General features: G+C 71.1%; 1 protein-coding gene and 1 pseudogene. Both read right to left on the minus strand.

Annotated features, from left to right (window positions below; translation table 11 throughout):
• A pseudogene (locus tag G6020_RS03220) lies at window positions 1–1,090 on the minus strand (arabinosyltransferase); the annotation flags it as partial.
• Between the two features lie 16 nt (window positions 1,091–1,106).
• On the minus strand, window positions 1,107–2,141 hold the full coding sequence (locus tag G6020_RS03225; RefSeq protein ID WP_182609629.1) for a decaprenyl-phosphate phosphoribosyltransferase: 1,035 nt from the start codon (window positions 2,139–2,141) through the stop codon (window positions 1,107–1,109).
• Between the last annotated feature and the right edge of the window lie 113 nt (window positions 2,142–2,254).

Here is a 2,254-nt window from a genome sequence, read left to right on the forward strand (position 1 = left end):
GCAGGCGGAGCAGACCGCCCACCTCGTCGTCGTCACCGGTCACCCCACCCCGGCGACGCGGGGACCCGGACGCGGCGGGGTCCGACCGGCGCACGGCCCACAGCGAGACCAGCCCGGCGAGCAGGACCACCGCCAGCGGCAGGAGCAGGACATACGGCGACAGCAGGTCCCACAGGTACTGGGCTCCCTTGTCCCACTTGGACCCGCCCGCGTCCTTGGCGACGGCCGTCAACGGATAGGGCAGGGCGTAGTACGACATCCGCCAGATCTGGTAGACCACCGGGACGGTTCCGGCGATGGCGACCAACCAGCCCAGATGCCGCCACGACTGCTGTGACGCCGCCAGCAGCGCCAGGAACACCACCGCCGCCAGCGCCAACTCGGGGCGCACCAGCGGACCGAGCCCGGCGATGAACGCCATCGCGGCCGTGCCCACCGCGGGTAGACCGAACCGGTACTCGCGGTGCGGCGCGCGGGCCCACCGCTGCAGGCCGAGCCACATGACGCCGATCCAGCAGATCACCAGCCCCGTCTCCAGGCCCGAGCTCGCGAAGTCCCGGGCGGGCGGCAGCATGATGTAGACCACCACGCCCAGCGGCAACAGCAGCATCGGACCACCGGCGGGGGCGCGCCGGGTGCCCCGGTACATCACGCGGGTGCCGAGCATCGCGCACGCGACCGCGATCATGCTCAGCGTCAGCGCCAACCCCAGGGCGACCAACTCGAGCCGGTAGCCGACGACCTCGTGGGTGAGATAGACGAGATAGGTCCACAGGGTGGAGGTGTTGGACTCGACCCGCTCCCCCGCGTTGAACACGGGTCCGTTGCCGGCGATGAGGTTGCGGACCGTGCGCAGGACGATCAGCCCGTCGTCGGCGATCCACCGGCGCTGCCACGCGCCGGCGAGGAACACCGCCACCACCACGACGAGGCCGCCCCAGAAGACGGCCGGCTCGGCCCGGGGTCGCTCGGTGATCCGCTCCGTGATCCGGTCGGTGATCCGCTCAGGGTTCCGCGAGGCCACGGTCGCCGGGGGCCGGTCCGCTGCCGGACGCCCCGCTCCCGGATTCCCCGCCGTCACCTCCGACATCGCCCGCCCACCCCGGTCAGGCGAAGGACGGCACGAGGTAGACGCCGATCACGACGGTCAGGACCCACAACCCGGCCAGGACCTGCAGGACGCGGTCCCCGAGCGCGATGTCCTCGGGCTCGCCGGCCTGGGCGGCGTCGACGTCGACCGCATAGCGCAGCACCGCGATGGTGAACGGCACGATCGAGATCTGCAACCACACGGCCGAGCCCGACGGCTGGGTGGGATCGGAACCGCGGTCGTACGCCCACAGGGCGTAGCAGAGCACGAGCACCGTCGCCGACAGCGTCCACACGAACCGCAGGTAGGTCGGGGTGTAGCTCTCCAGGGCCTTGCGGATCTTGGCCCCGGTCCTCAGGTGCAGGTTCAGTTCGGCGTACCGCTTACCGGCCGCCATGAACAGGGAGCCGAACGCCATGACCAGCAGGAACCACTGCGAGATCTCGACCTCGGCCGCCGCGCCACCCGCCACCGCGCGGAGCAGGAACCCGGAGGAGACGAACGCGATGTCGAGCACCGGCTGGTGCTTGAGTCCGAAGCAGTACATGAGCTGCAGCACGATGTACACGGCCACGACGATCGCCAGCGCCGGGTGGGTGAACAGCACCGAGATGCTGATCGAGGCGACGATGAGCGCCACCGCCATGCCGTAGGCCAGTCCGACCGGCAGCACCCCGGCGGCGATGGGACGGAACCGCTTGGTGGGGTGCGCGCGGTCCGCCTCGACGTCCATCGCGTCGTTGATCAGGTACACGCTCGAGGCCGCCATGCAGAACGCCACGAAGGCGATGAAGACCGAGAAGAGGACCGAGGTGTCGGTGAGCGTCTGCGACCCGGCCGCGGCGGGTGCCGCGACCACGAGGACGTTCTTGACCCACTGCCGTGGCCGGAGGGCCTTGATCATGCCGTCGAGCAGGTTCCTGGGCGGTGAGCCCTTGGCCTCCTCCTCGGCCTCGGCGAGGTCGATCTCGTTGGCGGTGTGCGGCTCCGCACCGAGAAGGTGATGATCGCCCCCGCCCCGGGAGGCCGGGACTCCGGTCTGATCGGTCATCGATTCTCCTCGGGGGTCGGGGTGGTGCGCGGTCCGGGCGCGCCGTCACGCAGCGCCTCCGGCAGCAGGCGCTGGACGGGGTCCGTGGGCCAGACCGCGCGGGTGAGCGCAGC

The organism is Dietzia sp. B19, from assembly GCF_014145155.1.
Lineage (GTDB): Bacteria > Actinomycetota > Actinomycetes > Mycobacteriales > Mycobacteriaceae > Dietzia > Dietzia natronolimnaea.

What these genes read in the sequence shown, in the direction of transcription:
- G6020_RS03225 (WP_182609629.1), bottom strand. Translation starts at nt 2,141, where the DNA reads ATGACCGATCAGACCGGAGTCCCGGCCTCCCGGGGCGGGGGCGATCAT.